Source organism: Nitrospira sp. Vd2 (assembly GCF_979581665.1).
This window is the reverse complement of the sequence record NZ_CEFZSK010000041.1, coordinates 61543-83809: the sequence shown is the minus strand read 5'-3', so window position 1 is coordinate 83809 and position 22267 is coordinate 61543. Positions and strand designations below refer to the sequence as shown.

General features: G+C 59.9%; 24 protein-coding genes, 1 tRNA gene and 1 pseudogene. 16 read left to right on the top strand and 10 right to left on the bottom strand.

The annotated features are described in order from the left end of the window. The first annotated feature begins 66 nt into the window (after window positions 1-66). Both AC1U7K_RS18060 and AC1U7K_RS18055 read left to right on the top strand, forming a co-directional pair. A complete protein-coding gene (locus AC1U7K_RS18060; RefSeq protein WP_480253219.1) occupies window positions 67-834 on the top strand; it encodes a CBS domain-containing protein in 768 nt (255 codons plus the stop codon). 137 nt (window positions 835-971) lie between these two features. Then, window positions 972-1047, top strand: a tRNA-Arg gene (locus tag AC1U7K_RS18055). A gap of 686 nt (window positions 1048-1733) precedes the next feature. Here the strand turns inward: AC1U7K_RS18055 and AC1U7K_RS18050 are convergent. From AC1U7K_RS18050 to AC1U7K_RS18040, 3 genes are all read right to left on the bottom strand, one after another. Beyond that, window positions 1734-2009 carry a SemiSWEET family transporter gene (locus AC1U7K_RS18050; RefSeq protein WP_480253217.1) on the bottom strand — a complete coding sequence of 92 codons (276 nt, stop codon included), beginning with the start codon at window positions 2007-2009 and terminating at the stop codon, window positions 1734-1736. Between the two features lie 126 nt (window positions 2010-2135). Continuing rightward, window positions 2136-2852: a polyprenol monophosphomannose synthase gene (locus tag AC1U7K_RS18045; protein ID WP_480253215.1), complete on the bottom strand. Its 717-nt coding sequence runs from the start codon at window positions 2850-2852 to the stop codon at window positions 2136-2138. Beyond that, on the bottom strand, window positions 2849-4159 hold the full coding sequence (locus tag AC1U7K_RS18040) for a glycosyltransferase family 87 protein (protein ID WP_480253214.1): 1311 nt from the start codon (window positions 4157-4159) through the stop codon (window positions 2849-2851). Before AC1U7K_RS18040 ends, AC1U7K_RS18045 begins: the two co-directional genes overlap by 4 nt. 645 nt (window positions 4160-4804) lie before the next feature. Here AC1U7K_RS18040 and AC1U7K_RS18035 point away from each other — a divergent pair. The 5 genes from AC1U7K_RS18035 (at window position 4805) to AC1U7K_RS18015 (ending at window position 7757) form a co-directional block, all read left to right on the top strand. Continuing rightward, window positions 4805-5545, top strand: coding sequence for a DUF1499 domain-containing protein (locus AC1U7K_RS18035; RefSeq protein WP_480253212.1), 741 nt, complete (start codon window positions 4805-4807; stop codon window positions 5543-5545). Between the two features lie 21 nt (window positions 5546-5566). After that, window positions 5567-6283 carry a hypothetical protein gene (locus AC1U7K_RS18030; protein ID WP_480253211.1) on the top strand — a complete coding sequence of 239 codons (717 nt, stop codon included), beginning with the start codon at window positions 5567-5569 and terminating at the stop codon, window positions 6281-6283. A 6-nt stretch (window positions 6284-6289) separates the two neighbouring features. After that, complete coding sequence (locus AC1U7K_RS18025; RefSeq protein WP_480253209.1) at window positions 6290-6577, top strand: hypothetical protein; 288 nt, start codon at window positions 6290-6292, stop codon at window positions 6575-6577. A gap of 94 nt (window positions 6578-6671) precedes the next feature. Beyond that, window positions 6672-7067 (top strand): hypothetical protein, encoded by a 396-nt coding sequence (locus AC1U7K_RS18020; protein ID WP_480253208.1) that lies wholly within the window; start codon window positions 6672-6674, stop codon window positions 7065-7067. Window positions 7068-7262: 195 nt separating this feature from the next. After that, window positions 7263-7757 (top strand): hypothetical protein, encoded by a 495-nt coding sequence (locus tag AC1U7K_RS18015; RefSeq protein ID WP_480253206.1) that lies wholly within the window; start codon window positions 7263-7265, stop codon window positions 7755-7757. Between the two features lie 535 nt (window positions 7758-8292). Here AC1U7K_RS18015 and AC1U7K_RS18010 read toward each other — a convergent pair. The 3 genes and pseudogenes from AC1U7K_RS18010 to AC1U7K_RS18000 all read right to left on the bottom strand — a co-directional run. Further along, entirely contained in the window at window positions 8293-8469 is a 177-nt protein-coding gene (locus AC1U7K_RS18010) for a hypothetical protein (protein ID WP_480253205.1), read from the bottom strand. Between the two features lie 194 nt (window positions 8470-8663). After that, window positions 8664-8867: a DUF3459 domain-containing protein gene (locus tag AC1U7K_RS18005; protein ID WP_480253327.1), complete on the bottom strand. Its 204-nt coding sequence runs from the start codon at window positions 8865-8867 to the stop codon at window positions 8664-8666. 45 nt (window positions 8868-8912) lie between these two features. Beyond that, window positions 8913-9827: pseudogene (locus tag AC1U7K_RS18000) on the bottom strand (alpha-amylase family glycosyl hydrolase); the annotation flags it as partial. A gap of 280 nt (window positions 9828-10107) precedes the next feature. Between AC1U7K_RS18000 and AC1U7K_RS17995 the strand changes: the two are divergent. The 5 genes from AC1U7K_RS17995 (at window position 10108) to AC1U7K_RS17975 (ending at window position 15073) form a co-directional block, all read left to right on the top strand. Continuing rightward, complete coding sequence (locus tag AC1U7K_RS17995) at window positions 10108-10305, top strand: hypothetical protein (protein ID WP_480253204.1); 198 nt, start codon at window positions 10108-10110, stop codon at window positions 10303-10305. A 29-nt stretch (window positions 10306-10334) separates the two neighbouring features. Continuing rightward, entirely contained in the window at window positions 10335-10670 is a 336-nt protein-coding gene (locus AC1U7K_RS17990) for a DUF4142 domain-containing protein (RefSeq protein ID WP_480253202.1), read from the top strand. 299 nt (window positions 10671-10969) lie between these two features. Next, entirely contained in the window at window positions 10970-11815 is an 846-nt protein-coding gene (locus tag AC1U7K_RS17985) for an outer membrane protein (protein ID WP_480253201.1), read from the top strand. 287 nt (window positions 11816-12102) lie between these two features. Then, entirely contained in the window at window positions 12103-12591 is a 489-nt protein-coding gene (locus tag AC1U7K_RS17980) for a response regulator (RefSeq protein WP_480253199.1), read from the top strand. Window positions 12592-12937: 346 nt separating this feature from the next. Beyond that, window positions 12938-15073, top strand: coding sequence for an LEPR-XLL domain-containing protein (locus AC1U7K_RS17975; RefSeq protein ID WP_480253197.1), 2136 nt, complete (start codon window positions 12938-12940; stop codon window positions 15071-15073). A 121-nt stretch (window positions 15074-15194) separates the two neighbouring features. On the opposite strand, the gene AC1U7K_RS17970 is transcribed toward AC1U7K_RS17975, so the two are convergent. Together AC1U7K_RS17970 and AC1U7K_RS17965 are read right to left on the bottom strand one after the other, a co-directional pair. After that, a complete protein-coding gene (locus tag AC1U7K_RS17970) occupies window positions 15195-16304 on the bottom strand; it encodes a hypothetical protein (RefSeq protein ID WP_480253195.1) in 1110 nt (369 codons plus the stop codon). A 79-nt stretch (window positions 16305-16383) separates the two neighbouring features. Beyond that, window positions 16384-16797, bottom strand: a complete 414-nt coding sequence (locus tag AC1U7K_RS17965) for a hypothetical protein (protein ID WP_480253193.1) — start codon at window positions 16795-16797, stop codon at window positions 16384-16386. Between the two features lie 495 nt (window positions 16798-17292). Here AC1U7K_RS17965 and AC1U7K_RS17960 point away from each other — a divergent pair, with 495 nt between their 5' ends. Together AC1U7K_RS17960 and AC1U7K_RS17955 are read left to right on the top strand one after the other, a co-directional pair. Continuing rightward, window positions 17293-17685 carry a hypothetical protein gene (locus AC1U7K_RS17960; protein ID WP_480253191.1) on the top strand — a complete coding sequence of 131 codons (393 nt, stop codon included), beginning with the start codon at window positions 17293-17295 and terminating at the stop codon, window positions 17683-17685. Window positions 17686-18081: 396 nt separating this feature from the next. After that, window positions 18082-18810, top strand: coding sequence for a PEP-CTERM sorting domain-containing protein (locus AC1U7K_RS17955; RefSeq protein WP_480253190.1), 729 nt, complete (start codon window positions 18082-18084; stop codon window positions 18808-18810). 70 nt (window positions 18811-18880) lie between these two features. On the opposite strand, the gene AC1U7K_RS17950 is transcribed toward AC1U7K_RS17955, so the two are convergent. Next, a complete protein-coding gene (locus AC1U7K_RS17950; protein ID WP_480253188.1) occupies window positions 18881-19069 on the bottom strand; it encodes a hypothetical protein in 189 nt (62 codons plus the stop codon). Between the two features lie 664 nt (window positions 19070-19733). On the opposite strand from AC1U7K_RS17950, the gene AC1U7K_RS17945 reads away from it, so the two are divergent. Beyond that, window positions 19734-20126, top strand: coding sequence for a hypothetical protein (locus AC1U7K_RS17945; RefSeq protein WP_480253186.1), 393 nt, complete (start codon window positions 19734-19736; stop codon window positions 20124-20126). A 64-nt stretch (window positions 20127-20190) separates the two neighbouring features. Here the strand turns inward: AC1U7K_RS17945 and AC1U7K_RS17940 are convergent, their stop codons facing one another. Next, window positions 20191-20658: a response regulator gene (locus AC1U7K_RS17940; RefSeq protein ID WP_480253184.1), complete on the bottom strand. Its 468-nt coding sequence runs from the start codon at window positions 20656-20658 to the stop codon at window positions 20191-20193. Between the two features lie 293 nt (window positions 20659-20951). Between AC1U7K_RS17940 and AC1U7K_RS17935 the strand changes: the two genes are divergently transcribed. Continuing rightward, entirely contained in the window at window positions 20952-22232 is a 1281-nt protein-coding gene (locus tag AC1U7K_RS17935; protein WP_480253182.1) for an MFS transporter, read from the top strand. Window positions 22233-22267 lie beyond the last annotated feature (35 nt).

Genomic DNA, 22267 nt, shown 5'->3' with positions numbered 1-22267 from the left:
CCTCGGACTTCTTGAAGCCGTATCGCGATTGCGGTATCTTTTGGCGCCATTTTTTGAGGAGACACGATGCAGAAACGCGCGCCGAGCCGATTGACCAGAGGACTCTTCATCGAACGGGATCTCGAACGATTGACGGACCTGCTCACGCGGTTCAAACCGTTTCTTTCGCGGCGCGGGAGCACGGGCTCGCTCGTCGCCTTCGACCGGATCACGGAGCAGACGCTGAGCGAGATTTTTGGAGCCAGCTCCGAATGGCTCGAAGCCTATCAATACGCCAAATTCGGCGAAGCCGCCGGCCTCGTCAATTTGCCGGAGGAGGCACAGGAGAGCGGCGCGCAGGACCTCGAACGGGAAAGCTTGCAACAACGCAAACGCGTGCTGGAGAGCGCAATGGCCGAACTGGAGAAGCACCGGGCAGGGAACGGGAAGCGGTCGCGGCGGAACGCGAAATCGGCAATCCGCGTGGCGGATTACATGTCGCCGGAAGTGCGAAGCATCAGGGTCGATGCGACGCTGAAAGAGGCGGGGCGGCTGCTGCAGAAGCTTAAGGTCGGGTCGTTGCTGGTCGACGATGGCCGGCGCTATATCGGGATCATCACCGACACGGACCTCAGCCGCAAGGCGGTAGCGCGAGGGCTCGATCCAAACACCACGACCGTCAAGACGTGCATGAGCCGCCCGATCCTGACCATTGAGGATGACGAGCCGCTAGAAGCCGCCGTGAAGATGATGAAGGAGAACGGGGTGCGTCACCTGGCTATCACGGAGGACGGGACCATCATCGGCGTGCTCTCGGTCTCCGATCTGCTTCGCTATTACTCGAACATTACGTAGCGCGCAGCGCGCGACCGGAGCGGGCGGTTGAGCATCCCGGCCCCGGTCGGCGTAATATCTCCCTGCGGCTTGACCCACTCGATCAAAGCCCTGTATAACGTGTCGCGACTCGCCGACCCCGCCGAAGCCCCTTCTCTGCGCCCGTAGCTCAATGGATAGAGCATCAGACTACGGATCTGGGGGTTGCAGGTTCAAGTCCTGCCGGGCGCACCACTCCCGCTCCTCGCTCCTATAGGAGCGGTTTGGTTGTTTACCTTTATTTGCATGCAGTGTTTGATCAACAAGACTTGCCATGCTCAGTGCTGCCTCATGCTGTTGACTATTGCTGAATCGTGCAAAAATCCGGTGCCCGAACACACAGATTACACACGTCCACGTCGATAAGCGGCTTGTCACAGCGGATCCGCAAAGTTCGCACATAGGTCCCAACAATGACCAAAGGACCTCTCGATGCACAGCTCAAAAGTATATTTCGCGCAGGAGTTGAAGATCAGCGCCCAAGACCGTCTAAACACACCTCGACCGAATGAAGGAGAACCTAGGGGTGACGTCTCGGCACGAATTGGTGACGTGCGCAGTCCGGATGGCACGATCACATGGTCAGCGCACAATGAGCGTAAACCCTGAAGGGCAGGATTAGGCGAGAGTCCGATTCTGGGGAAGCGTGTGTTTGCGACAGTTGCAGATCATACAACTCCGTCTCATCGGTTGCTTCCGAATAGAGCGGTGCAACGCTGCCGGATGACCGCAGTGGCAGAGGTTTCCCCTGGTCGGCGTCTTTCTAAATCCCTTCTGGCCTGGCATTGATTCAGCGTATGGCACGGAGACCACACTCACCAATTCCTAACTTTCTTTAGGCAACCGGTTTAGGACTCCCGCGAACGACGCCACATCAACCATCATGATGCCTCATCCGGGTTCTTACGCCGATGCCACAGCAGGATCGTGAGCCCTGCAATCGCACTCAGACACATCAAGCCATTGGTAAAGAGAAACACGATATCGTCAATCAACCAGCTATACAGGAAAAAGCCGAACGACGCTGTCAGCTGCCCAATGAACAACCATTTCGACACTCCCTTACTCGAGCCCTGTTGCCACTGACGATAGACTTGTGTCCCGATCGTCAGCACCAACACCACGGAGGCCGTCCAACCCAACACCTGGCGCAACATCCACCCTCCCGTTTGCTCTCATGATGAGGCTCAACCGGAGCTGGGAGGCCCGAACCGTGCGGCGTAGCATCCCCTCTGTAACCTTTCATCTCTTGGCAACACTATATTATATTGACCAGGCGGCACCTAGAGCCGGCCGCGACGGCGATGTCGCCAGAGCCTGTACAGCGTGCTCGCCGCAAGCCAGACTTCCTGGTGATTCATCTTGCTCTTGGCCTCAGTCCGCTCCTCGAACAGAATCGGGATCTCGCAGGTCCGAAAGCCGAGGCATTGCGTGTAGTAGACCATCTCCATCTGGTACGCGTAGCCACCGGAGCGGATGTCGAGGCGATCGAGCGCGCGGATGAGCTTGGCGCTGTAAAACCGGAACCCCGCCGTGGCGTCGTACACGGTGAGGCCGAGCAGCGACCGGGATATCGCATTGGCGCTCCTGCTCAGCAGCTTTCGGAACGCGGACCAGTTCCGTGTTCCGCCGCCCGGACAGTACCGGCTGCCGATCACCAGATCGGCGCGATCGCTCGCAGCGAGCAAGGCGGGAATCCGTTCCGGCGGATGCGAGAGATCTGCGTCCATCGCCAGGAAGCCGTCATACGACTTGTCCAGCAACGTCCGATACGCCTCGCGATAGGCGCTGCCCAACCCCAATTTGCCCGGACGATGCAGCACATCGATCCGAGAATCCTTGCCCTTCAACTCCTCGAGATAGCGCCCGGTTCCGTCCGGAGAGCCGTCGTCGACGAAGAAGAGGTCGAGCGGCGGGATCGGGAGCGCCCGGATGCGCTCGATCAACGGCCCGACGTTGTGGTACTCCATGTAGGTGGGGATGACGACGACGGCTCTCATGCGACGCGATCTCCATGTTGACTCCATGCTGATGGCGCGGCGTTGAACCCTCCGGTGCGAGACTGCCGGCCGCCGGCTACGAGCAAGGCGATCAAGATGAGCATGGCAATCGCAAACGGGTGGTAGCTCAAGATTTGGGCGAAGCGCGTCTTCCCGAGCACTTCATAGTTCAAGATAACGGCGAGCAGCGCGTAGGCGGCCAATCCCGACGCTGTCAGCATGGTAAGGCCCCGTTTCGCGACGTCGGTCAGCACGACAAAGAGCGCGGGCAGCAGCCAGACGAGATGCTGCACCCACGTGATCGGCGAGAACAGCAGCGCCAGGATGAGTACCGCGGAGCATTCGCGTGCCCACTCGGGGTCTCGCACACGAAATGGCCGCCGCGACAGCCAGCCGACCGCGAGGATCAGCGCAAGTGCGGCTATGCCGACGATCGCCCGGGCGGCCGGCATCGGGAGGTCTAGAATCGGCATGTACCCCGGATCGTCGGCGCGAAAGGACTGGCCCTCAGGATACGCCACCAGATAGCGCATGAGGGAGTGCTTCAACGATTGGTTCCGGACGCGCTCCTCATTGATAATTTCATCGCCCACCCGCTGATCGAGCAGCGAGCGAATCACGCCCTGCGTCCATTCCACCTGATGCTCCAGCCAGGACGACGACCCCATCCAGAGAGCGGGAAGCACGATCCACGTGAGTGCCGCAATCGTCGTGAACAGTGCCAACTTGTACTGACGCTTCCATAGAAAGAAGGGCAGGAAGAGCGCCGGCGTTACTTTCACCGCAATGCCGAAGCCGATGGCGCAGGCGGCAGACACGGACCGGCCCTTCCACGCGGCATAGAGCCCGGCGGTCAGGATGGCGAGCAGGATCAGATGCGGTCCGCCGTCATCGAGGTCTTGCAGGATGAATTGCAGCGCGAGGACCACGGCCGCCCCGCTGATCAATCGTCGTTGCCATGGCGCCTGCGGCAGCCGGTGAGCGAGCAAGCGCTCGAGCAGGGCCAGCGTGACGAGCAGGCAGCCGACTGCGACGGCGTACCGCAGGGCAAGACCAACATGACGATCCAGCAGGGCCAGCGGAGAAAAGTACATCGCGGCCGTCGGCATGTAGGGATAGCAGAGGCCGTCCTCATACAGCGGTTCTCCCGTCAGGAACCGGCGCCCGACTTCGCGGTGGACATCGAAGTCGCGGAAATGCCACGTCCGCCCGAACGAGACGAAGTATCCCTGCACGGTGATGACCGCAAGCAGCGCGACCTCGATGGCCCGCGCAAGCGACGGGGACGACCAGACCACCTGCCTCATCGAGGAAACGTCCGAACGGCGAGAGTCTCACGCTGAGCGGGCAAGCGAGGAACAGCGGCTCTCGCTCCCCTCACCGCTGTGCCGGCGGGATGGCGGAGGCGCACGGGTCGTCCGCCCAGGCAATTGAAGACCGGGGGAAGATCGCCATCTCCAAGCATCCGCCGGTATGTCATGCTCATTGACGTCATGTCGCCCGCTAAGAGTGCTTCTTAAAGGCTATCGAACCTTGCTGTGCGTTACCACCAGCGGGTGAAATCAGCAGTCGGCTCCTTGAGTGATGATGCGTCGGTGTTGCGTCACCCTTGTTGGTCGCAACTTACGACGAAGGCAATGTCGTGGACGCAGCAGCGGCGAAGGTCGGCCTTGGCCCCACACAGCGTGGCAGGAATCTTTGTGAATAGTGCGCAGAGGAGGCAGGGCTCAAGCGGTCTCGGCCCGGCGCACGACAAGGCCAAGCAGTAAGGCTCGCAGTTCCCTCGGCCTCCGTTCGCGCTGACACAACGACGGGCTACACACGCGTTGACTTGGATGGCGAGCGCCTTATCGTGTCGATGAGCGTACGATTCGCCAAGCCGTGCCCAGCGTGATAAGCCCGGCCCTATGCCGTATGCGTCACTGATTTTGTTCTTCGGTTAGGATGGTGACATGCCGACCCTCTTCCGCGTTGGGAGTCCTTTGACAGTCGTTCTGGTGCTGTTGTCCGCGCTATTGGCTGTGACGGCCGGCTTTGGCTCGCGCATGGGCTGGTGGCATTATCGAATGGGCTTTCAACTCCTCTCCGCGGCGGCCTATCTCGGCCTTGCGACGGCAGTGAGCAGCATGGTCGTCATCTTGCTCTCGCTCCGATTCCGAACACCGTTGCGCGCGTTCATGGCAACCGGCGCGCTGGCACTGAGCTTTATCGTCGTCATTATCCCATGGCACATGCAACAGACGGCGCGCACTGTGCCCGCCATCCACGACATCACGACGGATACGAGCAACCCTCCAAGCTTTGTCGCGATTCTGCCGTTGCGCAAAGATGCCCCGAACTCCGTAGAGTATGCCGGCCCCGCACTCGCCACTCAGCAACTCAAAGCGTATCCCGATATTCAGCCGCTCGTGCTCCACCTGCCGCGAACACTCGCCTTGAACAAAGCGCTCAAAGCGGCGGAGGCACTTAGATGGGACATTGTGGCCGTCGATGCTGCGGAAGGCCGAATCGAAGCGACCGATACGACGTTTTGGTTCGGCTTCAAAGACGATATTGTGGTCAGGCTGACCGCGTTCGACGATACCACCCGTATCGATGTGCGCTCGGTGTCGCGCGTCGGCAAATCCGATGTCGGTGCCAATGCACGTCGCATTCGTGCCTTCCTGGAAAAGATTCGCTCCTATGCCGAGTAATTCCGGTCCTGACACACGCCCATGACCCGCCGGCTCTGTCTCATTGCCTTGATCGTCTGCGTGGGTTGTGCCGATCTCAGTCAGCGGGCATCACGGCCGGACTCGACAACGTTCGAGCGGCGTTGCCATCCCGTCCAAGATTACCGGCTTCCCTTGCGCGCGACCGCCAGCGAGAGCGGAGAAGCCGACGAGGCAACGCCCTCACAACTCGAGGAGATCGCACACGGGACGCGTTTTACGGTAGAAAGTATCCACGCGGCCCATGCCATTGATGCCTTGCCTCTGCTTCAGGACATCGCGGCGTCAGAGCAGCCGGTACTGGAAGGTCGAGAACTCCTCGAACGGCGGCGGGAACGGCTCCGGCAAGAATTATCGAATCGCGTGTTGCTGTCCCTCTTGCAGCTTGGGAGCGTCTTGTCGGAAATCGTCTGTGAGGCGGAGCGGGCCGACCAACTGGCGGATCGTCTCGAGGAACGCGAGGAACACTATGCCCGCGTCCTCACCGTCCTTGCTGTGGTGACGGCCGGTGTCGCCGGGCTGGTCGGCGGCGCGGTGGCGATCGCCAACGAATCGGTCGCGGAGGGCATCGTCGGCGTCGTGGGCGGGGTGGTCTCCACCGCATTCGGCTCTGCGGCGCTCATTCAGCACAAGACGCTCGACTTCAAGCATCCGCGAAATCTCCTGCGGGACATCTGGGAAGGCCCGCGCACGTCGACGCTCTACCCGCCCGCGGTCTAGCGGTTTTTGAATCGCCCGTTGGAAGAGGACCCCCGCGCGACCTTGCGCACGGCGATTATCGCCCGGTGGCGCCGCGATGGACGACTCGGTGAGCCGGGCTCGAAATTGGAGGCTCACCGCACTCAGATCTTATTCGCGGCCGGGGGACGGTATGACGTCGAAGATTTCCGCGCTCGGGCGCAAATGCTCGACATGCTGGAAGCGCAGATCGGCTTGATGCATCAATATCTGGAGCGACTGCTCGAGGAAGTCCTCGCCCGGACCCACGCGGCACAGGCTCCCCTCGCTGGGTAAACTACATCGCTGTTCCTCGATACGGTACGCTGAACTCTGGTGTGACAGCTTGATCACTCTTGACCGAAGTCCGCCCGGCTTGTTTCGATGCGCTGTGGCATGCGGCCGGCAGAAGATTGACCAACGATGGCAGCCGCCAATTGGGCTGCAACTCATCATCGCCGCGTATCTGCTCGGACCGATGGTAACGATCATCCTCACCTGGCTCCATCGAGACGCCATTGACAGCATGGGTGCGCTGTTTGCCGCGGTCATTGGATACGGCCTGTACCGGCGGCGGAATGCAGCCCGCATCCTTGCCATCGGCTACTCGCTGGGCATCCTTCTGTTCACCATTCCGATCGTCATCAAACTCGCCTTAGGCTTTCGTCTGTCGCTCGACATGCTGCTGGTGCTGGCGTCAGCGCCCGCGGCGCTCGGGTCACTCATCGTCTTCTCGACTGCTTCAGCCCGATGGAACTTTGACGACGGCAACCCATCACTCGCTTAGGTGGACCCGGATGCGGTCGTGTGACGACTCTCGACAGGCACGAACAGCCTGCATGAGACCTGAAGGCGGTCATCACCGTATTCCTCGCTGCACAATCGCGTACCATTTCGTCGACCAGGCTGAGTGCTACGGCTACGACATCGGAGTCCTTGCAGTCTGATAGCCACGCGATCGCGGCTGCGAGACCATGGAGACATGGAGTTGAGCCAACACCGAGAATCGGGAAACGACCTCCCACTGCGCCAGGCCGATTACTACCAAATGCTCCGATCGCAGATTGATGCCGAGAACGAACTGACGAGCAACCGCGTGATCTGGCTGCTCATTGCGGAAGCGTTTTTCGTTGGCGGCTTTGCGACGTTGCTCAACGCGCAGGCTCAGGCGAAGAATGGCCTCTTCGCCGGGCAACAGGATCTCTTGTTTTGGCTCGTCCCTATCGCCGCCCTTCTCGCCGCGCTCCTGGCACTCGGCGCTGTGACGGCTTCCATCATCCGCGTCCGCGAACTGCAACACTACTATCAAGCCTACGAAGAGCGAACGGGAAGTGACGACACCAGTACCAAGGCCTTCCCGCCCCTTCAGGACGGGCCCGTCGTACACTGGTTGACCACGGTGTCGCTGCTCGGTCTGCCGGGACTGTTTGTCGTGCTGTGGGCGATCATTTTGTTGAAGCAAATGCTATCGCCATAAAGGGAGAAGCCCGATGTTCAACAATCGGCATCAGAACTCATCTCGATCTCGACACCTCGAGCGGCACATCGTTTCTCCGAGCTGCGTCTCTGGCTCTGCTCTTGTTGTTGCTGTTCTCCTGAGTCTCGCCGCGGCAACACCGTTGACCTGCGCCGAGGACCAAAGTCCCAATGATTCCACCACCCGATCGGGATCGAGCGAGGACGAACACCTCCGCATCGAGGACCTTCCGAAGCCTGTCCAGGATGCGCTGAAGGAGATTCAACGCCTGAGTGCGAAAATCGAGCCTGAGGTGGAACGGTTCGGTAGCCGGTTCCGGCAGGAAGTCGATCAGGCGATCAAGAACCTCCGCGACGGCCTCAAGACGCAACAGCGCCGAGACTCATCACAGTAAGGCCTTTGACCCGGCCTGTGAGCCGGTCCGGTGACACCAAGCCGCATGGGACCGCAGTGCCACTTTCCAGCGGTGTCCGAGGCTCTGCAATTTAAACAACAACGCCACGATTTCATATTTCATTTTTCATTTCCATGGCAACTATGACGCCCGCCGTTCGGGACGAGCGGCAGGCTGCGATGCCAATCTGCTGTTCCGCCCCTGCCGCTGCTCGTCCACACGCAGCGCCTGTCCGGTGATTTTGAACCCGCAGTGCGCGCACCACCACAGTGCGCCGGTATGGCTGAATTCTTCGTTGAGACAACGAGGGCATGGCATAATCTGATCCTTTAATCGATATGCGAGTCTGTGTCTCCCTTTTAACGAAAACGGCCTGTCGTTCACATCGGGAGAGAGATAAATCGTATGTCCCAGATCGCCGCCCCCGGGCTGCAGTCCTCTCCCCCGCAAATGCCGGTTCATCCACTGTCGGCACATTTCCACGACGATGAGACCTGGAAGGAGGACCGCCCTTATTCCAGCAGTTCGATGACGACGCCTTCATCAGGACGGAGGTGAATCTCCCCGTGCAATTCTTCGTCCTCGCGATCACCGTAGGATGAGAGCAGGACACGGATCGAGCGGGGACCAGCCGGGGCAGTGACGTCTTGGGGTGCGTCTCGAAAGTTCAGCACGATCAGCAAAGCTTCGCCGTCGAGCTCCCGGATATATGCCATCAGATCATCCGTCGCGATCACCGGCCGGTATGCGCCACGGATCAGCGCGGACCTACTGCGTCGAAGATTAAGCAAGCGTTGGTGCAATCGGTACAAGGATGCCGGATCCGCACGAGCCGCGGCGACGTTCACGTTACCGGCATTGGGCGCGATGGGTAACCACGGCTCCACCGTGGAAAAGCCCGCGTACGGGATCGCATCCCATTGCATCGGCGTTCGGCAGCCATCACGGCCGAAGCCTTCCCGGGCACAAGGGTCTCGTGCCGATTCGAGCGTGAGCGCCACTTTCTCCATGCCGATTTCATCGCCGTAGTAAATGGTCGGCGTGCCACGTAACGTGAGCAAGAGCACGGCCGCGACCCGCGCCTGCCGAGATCCCACACGGCTGACCATGCGAGGTTGGTCGTGATTGCCGAGCACCCAGTTCGGCTACCCACCGGCCGGCAGCGCGGCCTCGTACTGCCCGATCAAGCTTGCAATGGTGCTCGCCTTCCATCGTGCGGTGAGTAAGCTAAAGTTGAACGGCAGATGTAAGCCCGTGAGGTCACGTCCATAGTAGGCCACGAGCCGTTCAATGGGGAGATAAATTTCCCCGATCAACACCCGGTCGGAGAATTCTTCGATGACCGCCCGCATCTCGGCGATGACGTCGTGGATCTCCGGCCGGTCGGTCGTGTAGAACGGAATCTGCGAATGATACGCAGGCTGGTCCGGCGTGAATGCCGGATTCGGGGGGTTGTCGCGGAATTGGTCATCCTTGATCAGATGCCAGATGACATCCACCCGAAACCCATCGACCCCACGCCGCAGCCAAAATCGCATCACGTCGTAGATGGCAGCACGCACCTGAGGATTCCGCCAGTTGAGATCAGGTTGCGCGGCCAAAAAAGCGTGATAGTAATACTGCCCCGTCACGGTGTCGTACTCCCAGGCCGCCGCGACCGGAGTGAACAGAACCACGGCGTCAGTGGTTGATCCTTGCCGTTGCCAGTGCTTCAAACTTCATCGTGATGGTCCTCGCACCACGACGGCAACGGCCGAGGGTAGGTACGTGAGACTTTCTACACCGACCCGCTCCTTGATGACCTGCACCGTTGCTCCTTGCAACTGAACTGCTGAAACATCGCCGCACCACAGCGCGCTACAAAGAACTTCCACGAGACAGTCGCCCTCAAGCCGATTACGTGACGCTCCGCCGAATGCGAGAATCACGACACGATCAACAGGAACGGAGGATGTAATGATGACAGGCGCGTGCAGTAAGACGGTCCTCGTGGCAATGTCGCTGGCCCTCACGTACGCCGCGGCAGGGCGCGCGGCAGACAGTACCGCCGCCCAATCGCACAATTTGTCGGACGGCAACATTATCTCGCTCCTGACGATTGCGAACCGAAGCGACATCGAAGGGTGGGGCAGTTGGCGCAACAGACGGGCGTAGACCCCAGGGTAAAAGCGTTCGCGGGCCACATGGTCAACGATCACTCGGCGATGCTTGAACAGGGGGCCCAATTATCCAATGCCCACATGATCCTCCCGGTTCAGCCGGACATCGGCCAAACTCTCGTCCGAGACCACATGGCGACACTGGACAGTTTAAAGGCCAAATCAGGGAAGGAGTTCGACCGGGCGTACATTGCGCATGAGATCACGATGCATCAGAAGGTTCTTTCCTTGGTAGAGGAAGCCAGTCGGTCCGCCAATAACCCGGCATTGAAGCACTTACTTCAGCAAACGCAGCCGGTCTTGGAACGCCATTTAATGTCGGCGCAGGACGTCCAACAGTCATTGCGATCCGCCTCCTAACGGTGTTCCGCGATGGCGCGGGCCGCGCGAGCCCGCGCCCGACTTTCCCACGGGGCACCTTCAGTGTGCCCCACTGGATGTCGCCGCATCGGCTTACGCCTTCCAGAGTTACCCATCGCCTTCGCAACCTGACCGCATCTCGCCCTCCGCTCTGGATGATGTCTGTGCTCGCTCCTTCCACCGAACAACCCGCGACTCCGATCATTCTGTGGTAGCGCTATAGAGCTAAATTACTTTACCGAGTTCATGGGCCGGGCGTGATACATGTCTTGCACGACACTTTAAATGGAGGAGATGCCATGTTGACGCACAAGCATTTTCGAACGACCGTTTTCAGTGTGACTCTCCTGCTGCTCGCTGTGCCGGCTCTTGTTGCCGGACAAGACACGACGGGGACAGCGGAGCCAGGGGTGCCGCGAGGAACGGATGTGCGGCGTGATACCGATCGCCCTGACCTCGGCACACGACGCGACTATGATCTGGCTTATGACTATCGCCGGCCGCCGGAGCTCTATGTCGCCGGCTTCGGGGGATACACCTTCGCGCACACGTTTAGCAATGTCCAGGGGACCAACGGGACGCCCTTGGGGAGCATCGATTTAAAGAATAGTGGAGTCTACGGGGCCAAGGTCGGCTATTTCCTACCGGACAATATGAATTGGCTCGGATTCGAGGTGGAGGCCTTTAATACGAGCCCGGGGTTGCAACAATCGGGGATTGGTCCCGGCGCCACGCTTCGGGTCACGACACTGGCCTTTAACGCGATTATCCGCGGCAAGTTCAGGTGTGAGGAATATCGTGACGAGGATCCGGCGCGCCGCCGGACCGATGTCCGATCGGCAGCGGATACGCGCAGCACACGCCTGTGTCGCATTCAACCGTATGTCGGGGCCGGCCTCGGCGTATTCTTTGCTCACGCCAATGGCGCCCTTTTGGGCAACACGAGCAGCTCTGACAACGCCGTCCCGGGCTTCAACGGTTTAGCCGGGCTGCGATACTTTTTCAACGAGCATGTCGCGCTGTTTGGCGAATACAAGTACAACCGGGCGACCTTCACGTTCGATAATCCGGTGACGCCGGGAGGCGGCTTGCGCGGAGATTACTCGGTGAGCATGGTCGTGGGCGGATTGTCGCTCCACTTTTAACCACATTCCGTTCAGGCAAGCACGATGACATCCCCTGATCCGCCACGCTTCTCGCCCGACATTTCTCTTCGCAGCTCGCCACAAGCACGCTCTCCGCGAGATCTTGTTGACCGAGGGCCGCCATGGAGTCCCACACTGAAGGGGAGCGATCGGCTGACGCTCGCCTATGGCGCTATGGCCATTTTGGACGGTGCGCGCGGCGCTCTCCTGAATCGTCTGGACGTCAGTTTACGTAGCAAGCCGCACGATTGACGGGACAGGGGCTCGTGCTATGGTACCTGCCTTGTATGCTCTCACCGTTGCACGTTCTACTCGTCCATGATGATGCCGTGCTCCGCGAGGCGCTCACGCTGACGTTGGTGGGGCGGTTCCCCCACATCTCTGTCATCCACGCGGTGTCCGGACAGGAAGCACTAGGTGTTGTCGGCCATCACGGAATCGATCTCGTAATCTGCGACGCGGTGATGCCAGAACTCGGGGCGGACCAGTTCATCGCCAGGCTCCGGAAGGAGCTACCCAAGATGCCGGTGTATGTATTGACCGGACATGGCTTGGAGGAGCCATACGATGCGTTAATGAAGGCGACTGGCTTCATCGAAAAGCCGATAGATCGCCCTCAATTCATCGAAATCATGGACCGAGCGTTCGCGTTCTGTCGGCACCGGAAGGAGGTCTCGCGCCGCCTCTCATCTGCACGGAGCGTCATCGAAAAGGCCAACGCGCGCATCAAGGTGGTACAGGACGTGTCTAGGGCGAGGCACCATACCGCGCCCTAACCCTTCGTCGGCTTTCCGCACCTCGACATCCATAACAAGCGCCCCAACGTTCGGCTCCACCTGCCCGCCGCTGTCATCGACGGGCGGCCCAATCCGACCTCACCCCTTCCCGCCGGGAACAAGACCGCCCCCGGTCACAATTTCAGTATCCGCTTCGTTTCGTTGAAAAAGAGACGCCATTCGCCTGGCCATCCCCTACACGTTTATTACACTAGGATAGTTAACTTAATTTTGGCCTGCGTTAATGATCACGCCTAGTACTTCGGTGTTGTCATGTAGGAATAAGTATGGTATACGGCGTCCTTGTAAGACTACGTTTTGTAACTTAGGCACAAGGAGGCTGGGTATGGGACTGAATCGGTTCCTTTGCTTCGGGCGACAGCAACAGCGCGGTGCCAAGCACCAACCGAGCAGGACGACGTGCTGGCTGGAGGCACTCGAAGAACGCCTGCTCCTGAATGCGGACCTGTCTGCCGTCGTCCAAGCGGTACAGATTCCCCAGTCCCTCACACCACAGTCACCAACGCACGTTACCGTGCAGGTCCAGAATACCGGGACCACGGCATCGGGGGCGATCAATCTTAATGCGTATGCCGCCTCACCGGGTCAGTCCACCCCCGCCACCTGGGTGGGAGCCACACTGGCGAGCCCGTTGGCACCTGGCGGGACGGAGTCGGCCGTCATCGCACTCACCGGCTTGGCGGATCGCGGCCTGCAGCCGTCCCCACTCCTCGTCGTGCCGACCGACATGGCCACGGTTGAAGGACTCACCACACCGGGAAGTGCCGCAAGTTCGCCCGGCCCGATCTCCGGCCAATTCGGCCAGGTCCCCGGACAACTGACGAACGTGGACCTGTCCCTCCAGGACGCAACCGGAAACGTCGCGGCATTTCACCTCGACGGTCCCGGCGTCGGAAACGTCAGCATGCAGAACGGTCAATGGACCATCCAACTGAGTGGAACGGACGCGACCTCCACACTGTCCGTCACCTCTCAGAACGGCACGCTCCTCCCGACGGGAGGAATGCAGATCGCGGGCGCGATCGGCAATCTCAATCTGGCGGCACTCGACTTACAAGGACCCATGGCGGTGAGCGGGCCGGTGAACGGGCTCACGCTCGGCGCGATCCATGGCGGCCGCATCACGGCGTCCCAAATTCAATTGCTCAACATCATCGGCGATATGAGTCAAAGTACCGTGAGCGTCGGATTCGGAGGTCCCGGTGACGCCACGGCATGGGGAGTGGGCGCCTTCTTTGTGGGGGGCTCCATGCACGGCAGCGTGGTGGGCGTGGGGTCGCAGGTGGGCAATGGCGCCATCGGGCTGATCTGGATCCAAGGCGGCTTCACCACCGACAATCTCATTGCGGCACCGGCGCTCCCGCAGGAGGTTCAGATTGGCTCGGCCTCGGTGTCGACAACGGCTCTGCCGCAGTTGACCGAGGGCCGGACGGCCGGGCCTCCCGATGCTTTTCGTGTCGTCTCATCGGAGAGCCTCACGGCGGGCCCTGCGATGTCGACGGCCGAGTGGAACCAGATTCTCCAGCAGTGGCAGCAGAACATGATTACCTTTGGACAGCAAACGGGCCAGGCGCTTCAGAATGCCACGGATTGGGGGACGCAACTCGAGATGACGTACTACGATGCCGCGCGGGTCTACTATCAAATTGCGCAATACACCGGTGATCCGAGTTGGCTGGGCTATGCGCAAACCGCGCTGCATATCTATCGGGATACCTATGTGCTCGCCAACTCGGGCGGCGTGCCGGGCTATTGGAACTTCTCGACCGGCCTGTTGATCGATTACCAGCAGACCGGGAATCCGCTCGACCTGCAAGCGATCCGAGAGCTGAGCACGAAGATGTGGAATGCGGACGGGGTCCCGTTATCGTGGACCCAATCCCCGGACTATAGTCGAGAGGTCGCATACTCGATCATGTCGTACGTCAACGGCATGACTGTCGGCGTAGCGGCTGATCCAAGAATGGGCGATCTGATCAATCAAGCGCTCGGGCACATTAACCAGTGGTTCGTCTCCCAGACGGCGCTGTACATCCGACCCTTTATGGTCGGCTTGACGGCGCAGGCGCTGATCCAGGCGTACGGGGTGACGGGCGACCCCAGAATTCCGGCCGCCATTCAAACAGCGCTGGACGGGCTATGGAACCAGATGTGGGTGCCGAGCGCGCACGCGTTTATGTATACCAACGTCGATACCAGCACGATCGACCCGTCCAGCGTCGGGTACAATACGGGCGGCACCGAGCCCTCCCCTGACCTGAATCTCCTCATCGCGCCCGCCTATGCCTGGATGTATAAGCAGACCGGGAATATTCAATATCTCAACAAGGGGGACCAGATTTTTGCTGGCGGGGTGCAGCAGGCGTACCTTGGCGATGGGAAGCATTTCGATCAAAACTATATGTGGAGTTTTGACTACGTCGCGTGGCGGAGCCAAGGGCTGAATCTGTGGATGAGTTAAAGAGCGGCGCGGGTTGCCCTTGAGATGCCGGTAGGCCGGACGCGTTCGTCGGAGATTCCTCAGCTAAAGCGCCGGGTAAGACGCCTTCAGCTTTGGATCGAAGCTGGCAAGGTGAAGCGTCTCATGGTGTCCCTGGTGTGGCGGAGGCCGACGCGGCGTTCGGCATCGTTGTCATGGACATGGGCGGCAAGGCCTGCAGCGGTCTGCCGGGCGTCGCCGCCTTCCGCCAGACGACGTAGAGCGGGCTCCACCAATAATTCTGATCAAACTGCTTGCCCAGATAAAGCCAATTCTTGGCGTTCGCCACTCCGCCGGCAAAGACCTGATCGCCTCGGTCCCGGTACGTGACGTCTCCCGTACGCGCATACCACCATGCGAAGGCAGGGGCCACCAGAAGATTGAGGTCCGGCGCGGGCTGGCGCCCGCCGGTGTTGTAGCCAGGAGCGTTCTGGGGAAACTTGCTCGTATCCACGTTCGTATACAGAAAGGCCTGCGCACCGGCATCCCAGAGGGACCAGAGGCCGTCGAGGCCGGTCTTGATGGCCGGCGGAATGCGGGGGTCCCCTGTCGCCGCGTGGGCCTGAATCAACGCCTGCATCGTGATCCCGACCATGAACGGCCGGACAAAGCTCGCCGATTTCCGGCCGAACCATTGATCGATATGGTCCAGCGCTTGGTTGATCATGTCAGTCAGCCGCGGCCGCCTCGGTTCGCCGACGGCCTCCGCGTTCAGATACGCCATGATGACGTACGCGACCTCCCGACTGTAGAAGGCATCGGCCGTCCAGTTGAGCGGGGTGCCGTCCTTCGCGAACGCTGCGTTCTGCGCGAGCAGTGTCACGGCCCGTTGCGACGTCGCATCCTGTGTCAGGTGATAATCCATCATGAGGCCGCCGCTAAAATTGTTGAACCCCGCCGCGCCGCCCTGATGAGGCAACACATACCCATCTCGATAAATGGCTTCCGCACGCGCCGCGCAATCTTTCCAGCTCGGGTCGTTCGTGTACAAGGCAATTTGGTAAAACACCCGCTCGCCGTCATAGTAAATACTCTCGGCCTGTGTGGCCCAATCGGCGGTCTTCGGCGCGAGCTTGGCGCAGTGCTGCTTGCCATACGTCGTCATGTTGGCTTCCCATTCCGCGAGGCGCGGAATGGGCGTGTCATCCGCCCAGATTGCAGCCGGTCGGAGCAAGACAGTCAAAAGCAACATCATGCCGTGGAGTAGTCCCATCGCATGGCTCCTATGCATGGACCGGTCTTCGATATCCTCTCGCGTAATACCGAGGACACCCACAATCCCAGAGGCGCAGTTAGGAGGCGTGGACTTTTGACCTGAGCCACCGGACATACCAAGGGGCAACGAGAAACGGCACGAGAAACAGCATGACGAGGCTCACACCCAAGTCCTGAGAGGCATTGAGCCAGCGTGTGACCCATGCACACATCACGTCGTACCAGGCCAGACCAAATCCGAGCATCATCAAACACAGCCGACGTGCACGCTCGCCATCGCCGGCGACAGAACCGGTCACCCGTGGTGTCACCATGAGGCCATAGATACTCGCCAAGCCCGCATCTTGCAGCGCTCCTTGCGCGAAGTCCGACCAGCGCACCGAGCGATAGAGGCCACGAGCCGCCGCGACGACCGCGACCCAATCGTAGATCAGCAAGGCGAGAAAGCACGGCAGTGCAATGAACACGGCACAGCTGAGGTAGCGCTTCATGTAGCGCTCACGTCTGGTCTTCCACCGACGTGGCGGCCGGCCCCCTGAATGGCCATGACGGTCAACGCGTCAGAATTCCCCGCTCGCCACGCACCACGCTTGTCAGGAAACGACAATACGCTCGGCCCAACTGCACACCGCGAAGCTGGACCGGTTCAAACCATACCTCATCGTCAGCGCTCGGTACTAAACCGCGATGCTCCTCGGTCCCCTCTCTACTGTCTGTCTAACGAGCCCCTGCACCCCAGTACATCGGTGACTGCGGCGGCATCTTGTCGATCAATTATCCAGTGGCTCCTCAGACGTATGCCTTGCGGGTCAACAGTCCGTCCACCTTTCAGTCTGCCACAATTCCAACATCGTTTGTGCTCCGGTCTCTCCTCCTTCGCTCGTGCGTCGCAGCGTTCGTCGCCCACCCTGTAGGTGAACGAGGGACGGCGGAACTTCCTCAATTGCCGATTTTTATTACCTAGGTGTAAGTGGCAGGATCGCGCCATGGGAAGAACCGATGCGTGCCGGCATCGGTTTGATGGCATGGCCGTTTCCCCTCCTGTACGGCCTGCCATCCTTCCCCTCGAGGACGCCATGCGGCTCTTCATTGATAATGTCCCCTCCTTCTACGGCGTCGAGGATCTCGTCCTGCTCTTCTCGCCACACGGTAGCGTGGTGAGCGCCGAAATCGAACGCGGCGACAATGGAGAATCACTGCGCTTTGGCTATGTCGAAATGGCCTGTGCGAGAGCGGCCCGTGACGCCGTGGAGCACCTGAACGGCTCGGTCGTTGACAATCATCTCCTCCTCGTTATGCCTGCCGACGACCATTTAGGCGGATCGCGCGGCCGGCACACTCGGTCATTCGGACTCACAGCTGGGCCTGCACCTCGCTGACAAGTCCGCTCGTCGGTTCATCGTCTCGTTCCCGCGCACGTTCCGTCTCCCGTCGACAGGAATCACGAGAAGCCTCTCCTTTAAAGGTGGCGATCCGGCTTGACGTCCGCGCTCAGATCCGTGTCAAACGCGTTTGACTCCTTCCCGCTGACATCGCCTCCGTACTCACTCCTACTCGCAGCGATAAATCCCATGCCTGCGGCAGCCCCAGGCCCTTTCCCTGACCATGTTTGTTCCTAGGTAGAGAAGGTCAAGTGGAAAGTTGTGGCGACACGGTGGCCCTGTTCCAGGTGTAGTACTTAGACGGATCAACGTGATCGGCGTTGGCACTTCCATTGCTCCCTCTCGATGCGGCTGCAGCCTTCCAACAACCATTTTTCAAGAGGAGAACGACCAATGAAACAAACATGTGTTCGTCTGGGTCTTGCGATGGCGCTCGTGGTGGGCGCTGCGAGTCCCAGCTTGGGTGTCACCATCGATCCGACGGCAATCGGCGCCCCGCAAGGACCATTTACCGCCAACCTCGTCGACTTCAGCTATAGCGCGACGGTCAATCAAACCGGTCCGGTCGGCTGCGTCCCTTCCTGCACCTTTACGGAAAGCGGGACAGGGTCGTTCAGTAATTGGAAGGTCGATTTCACGACCCCGGTCATCAATAGCGGGTTGAATGAGAGTCCCGGCTACACGTTGACGGGGCAATTCACGGCGTCCGGGACGGCAACGCCCGATGCATCGGGAGGAATCAATATCGCCTTCAATAGCTTTAATCTGCAGATGTTCGCGCAGAGCCAGCCGGGCGGCCTGTCAACGCTCGTGGCGACCACCGACTCGTTTCTCGCCGGCCAAGCGCACGTCTTTTCATCCCTGGCCCAAGGCGATTTTCACGTCGTGTTGGATTTGAAGCCGGTGGGCGGATTCTTTTCGAGCAACTTCGTTCTCAATGCCGACTTTGCAGGAAACAATACGAGTATTACCGGCGTGTCCCTTGGACCTTTCACCGGAGGCACCATTGTGGGCTCTGGAGACCTGACACTGCGGCCGGTCCCAGAGCCGTCGTCGTTGCTCCTGTTAGGGTCAGGGTTGGTGAGCGTGGGCTGGTTCGTGCGCCGTCGGCACATCGCCTAGAAGTACCGCGCGTACTCTGAAGTCCAGCAGCCGGAGGAGGGCGCCATACGGTTGGTGCCCTCCTCCGCCGTCACTTCCGCTCGAACCACTCAGGCGGCAAGTTGACCGTGAGATACAAGGGCTTGCTACTCTCGGGCAGCGTCAACATCCGCCGAAACGTCCAGCCATCGTGCCGTTTGACCGCCCGCTGGTCCGCACACTGACGACCCGTCTCTGTCTCGCTTCGACGTGTCATCCACCGCAACGCAAATCCATTCATAGGCGCCTCCCAAGACGGCAAGCATCCAATATCGGCGGTGCAAACTCAATCGATCTAGAGATGTAGGACTGCAGTCGGACTTCACTTCAGCTCGGCATTTCCCATATCAGAAGGGAGTTGGCGTCGCACGGGAAAAACCGTCGGGCCACCGACCGACAAAGGAGCGCCGGAGCTTCCCTTTCGCGACGCCGAGCCATCCCGTAAGAAAGAACGGCGGGAGCGCGATGTCACTTGGCTCACGTGCTTCCCTTTCCCGCTGTAGGACAATGGACCGCTGTCAACCGTTTTCTCATACACATTTTCTGTGGATAAGTCAGTGGAAACCCAACCGATACGTTGGCCGGAGGTCGATCAATACTGAGCGACAGCGTTTTGCTTATAAATTAGGCATTGTGGCATCCCTTGGAAATTCACCATATATAGCAGGACCGTGGGAAAGTGTGCCGAATAGATGACGACAGCGGTAAAAAAGGCGCGGTCTGTGACTTACCTGTGGAGGAATTAAGTACAGGCCCTTATAACGCCGTAGGCCTATGACTGACATCTGGCTACGCTTGCCGGGCGAGAGCCGGTGCGTCTCGCGGGACAGCGCGTAGGCGCATGGCTGGTAGGAACGGCTCGGCGGGCTCGGGTATGGTGACGTGAATCACGAACGGAGGTGCGAATGTCGATTGCCGATCTCCGAAAAAGTCGCATGATGGCTCACCTACTGGACGCGCTCGAGGCAAAGCGAGACATCGGCCACTACGGTCGGTTTGTCTTTGCCATGGTCGCGAGACATTTTCTCGAGGCGGAGGAACTGAGTGAATGGTTGAGGAAGAATCCCGGCGTGAGCGAGGAGCAGGCGAGGGCCTTGTGTCTTCAGGTTCAGGGCAAGGATTACAGTCCGCCGCGGCGGGAACGCATTCTAGAGTGGCAGCGGCAGCAGGATTTTCCCATTTGTCCGGATCCCGACAATCCGGACGAATGCAACGTCTACAAGGACCTTGCATTTCCTGCTGAAGTTTACGAGCACATCGGGGAATACTACGAACAGAAGGCGGACGCGAAGTCTTAATTCTCGCCTCGGCAGTCAAGCTCTGGAGAACGGCCAGCGCGGAAGAGTGACGGCAGGACGAGAATTAGCCCATAGAGATCTCGGCGCGCTGCTCTGAATGGACGTGAAGTGATCGATCTCGTGGCCGCTGAGGGGCACCCACGTGTTGTGATCTGTGGATGTCATCGAGATGAAGAGCGAAGGCGACGAGACGACGCAGCTCACCACAGTCGATCGGCTTTGGCAGAAACGCTAAGACGGCGAGTTGCTGGATCGTCGCATGATAGTCATCGTCACGCCCGCTCATCAGAATGACGGGCGTGTGGGGCTGTCGCTCCCGGACCTGCTCGACAAACTTGAGCCCGTTGATCCCGGGAATGACGATATCCACGATCAAGCAGTCATAGTCATATTGAGCAGCGAGGATCAGGCCGTCCGAGGCCGTATCGGCCGTGTCGATGACGAGTTTGAGACCCCGGAACCAAAACCGGAGACGGTCGGACAACGCCCTCAAACATTCTCGGTCGTCGTCGACGATCAAGATTCTGTGCATCGCTCTCTCTGCCCCCTCGTCTTGTTTTCCTTATACCGTACGTCTGTCTCGTTCGCATTCAGCATCTCGTCACTGCGAGCCCGCTGTTGCTTCCCATGCAACCGTCAGACATGTGCTTACCGCCCTACGGCTGCAATCAATCCTCGCTCGGGTTGGTTTTCCGGTTTCACCAGCAAAATACGTAACGATCGATGAGACGCCGAGTGTCGCTGTCTCCTACTCCCGTGGACAAGGCCGGAGCTTTAGAGTAGTCGGACGGTCGCGACGGCCACGTAACTGGAGTATTCGCTTTTATGCATGGGAAACTCGTTGGTCCGGAAGGACGATCACTCACGCCGTCCGAGCACCGGCTCGTGGCCTTCTTTGGATTGGCGTATTTTGTCCAGGGCATCACGGGCGGCCTTATCACGCAGCCGCTGGTCTATTATTTAAAATCGAATGGCATGGCCGTCGATGTGGTCGCGCAATCGCTGGCCGTCGTCGCACTGCCGTGGATCGTCAAGCCGCTCTGGGGACTGCTGAGCGATGTCGTCCCGCTCTTCGGCTATCATCGAAAAAGCTACCTCTTGCTCACAACCAGCCTCGCGGCCCTCGGGTATCTGATACTCACGCAATTGTTCGCGACCGATGTCATCATCCTGACGCTGACGCTCACGACGCTCGGCATCGCGGCAACGGACGTGGTTGTCGATGCCTTGACCGTGGAGCAGGGACAGCGGTCCGGGTTGCTGAGGCTCTTCCAAGGCCAGCAATTACTTTGGCTCAACGTCGCACGAATCGGAACCGGACTCCTGGGCGGGTGGCTTAGCCATCACCTGGGCCCTGAGGCCGCGCTCCGGACGGCGGCGGCCATCATCGCCGTTGCACCGGCAAGTCTCGCAGGCGCCGCTCTGTTCGCCGTACAGGAACCGCGGACGACGCTTGATCCGGCACGACTCCGCATGGCGGCTCGAACGGTGGGCCGGACCCTGGCGACGAGGCCTTTGTGGATTGCGGCCGCTTTCGTTGCCTTTTGGAACCTGACGCCGGGCTTTGGCACGCCGTTGTATTATCACCTGGTCGATCATCTGCACTTTGATCAGGCTTTCATCGGACACTTGAACGCGATTGGAGCCGCGGGCGCCGTGTGCGGAGCATGGCTCTATGGCCGGTATCTCTCGGAAGGCATTGCGCTTCGCCGTCTGCTCTGCATCAGCCTGCTCCTCGGCATCGCGACGACGATGGGATATCTCTTGATCACCGACTCTCAGACTGCGGTCATCTGGTATTTCGTCGCGGGGGCCGTCAGCATGATCCCCTTGTTGACGATTTTTTCTTTCGCCGCCGCATCGTGCCCGCCGGCGCACGCCGGGTTTGGCTTCGCGCTGTTCATGGCGATCTTCAGTGCCGCCGGCCAAGTCTCCGAGGTCTGCGGATCACTGCTCTTCGAGCTCTTCCATCATGACTTCGCGCCACTCCTTTACATCCATGCGGCGGTGACGGCCCTCGGCTTTGTGTGGCTGCCCTTTCTCCCCCTCGGCATGCCGAAGGAGGAAGACCGGTATCCGGTAGAGGCCGGTGTGGTCGCTCAGTAACGCCGCCCTTTTCGCCGGACGTCGAATTGCAGTCC